Below are 1,023 nucleotides of genomic sequence, written 5' to 3'. Positions count from 1 at the left end.
ATCAGTCCATCTTCTACCCCTAAAGCCCGAATATACCTTTCAACATGCGGCTTCTGAACTCCTTTCCGAAATACACGGGTTTTCAGTTGAACCCAGATCCGTACCAGATTGGGCGGGAGATGAGAGGCTCCCAAGACAACAAGAAATCATTGAGCGAAGTCACGAACTAAGAGAAGAATTTGAGAGACTGGATGAGTTCAATAAGCTGCTCTATGAGGACGGTACAGAACTGGAAGATATTGTACTAGATGCTTTCGAAGAATTGGGCTTCGAAACCAGACCGGAAATCCCTGGAAAGCGAGACGGAGCAGTGCTTCTTGACGACAAGGCTTTCATTTTAGAGATACATGGAACAGAGAACGCTATCGGTATAAGCAAAGTAGACCAACTGGACCGATGGGTACGAAACGCCAGCGAAGACTTTGATGATAGAGAAATAGAAGGCCTCCTCGTAGCAAATGCATATCGCAGGCAGGAGCCAAAGGAAAGAGGTCCGCCAATTATCGGAGATCCCAAAGAAGATCTTGAAGAATATGGTTTCAAGCTCTTAACCACGACTCAGCTGTACGAATTCATTAGAGAGGCACAGCAACAGGAAATCTCCAAAGATGATGTTAAAGAGACTTTGAAAGAGTCTGATATACTCATAGAAAAAGTATAATAAGAGGTCTAATAGAACGGAGTCATCCTGCCAAATTCTAATGAGAGTTGGATGTTATTGCCCTATTGAAAATGGGGTATAGCAGCGGGGTTGCTGGATTTTGAGCCGAGAAAATCACAAAGTTCAACCGAAAATAGAGGGCTTTCCACCAGTCTCGGCGGTGACCAACGTGACTATCTCGGACCGAATATATCCTAGATAAGTTAGTCGAGAATATCATTGAATAAGGTACGTCGAAACGAGGAACCCTTGTGCTGTTATCTATTTTCAATAGGGCAGGATGAAGGGCTTTGTATGATGGATTATGGCAGAGTAGATAGAAGAGTGGATTCGATCGAAAATCCAGATTGGAGGAGATAATC

Annotated in this window: 1 protein-coding gene; it reads left to right on the top strand. The window is 43.8% G+C overall.

Going from position 1 to position 1,023, the window contains the following annotated elements; genetic code table 11:
• A partial coding sequence (locus HZR20_RS14305; RefSeq protein ID WP_181687423.1) for a hypothetical protein occupies positions 1–661 on the top strand: 661 nt, incomplete at its 5' end.
• Positions 662–1,023: the final 362 nt, after the last annotated feature.

This window comes from Halorhabdus salina (assembly GCF_013839425.1).
Lineage (GTDB): Archaea > Halobacteriota > Halobacteria > Halobacteriales > Haloarculaceae > Halorhabdus > Halorhabdus salina.
This window is presented reverse-complemented; position numbering and strand designations above follow the sequence as displayed.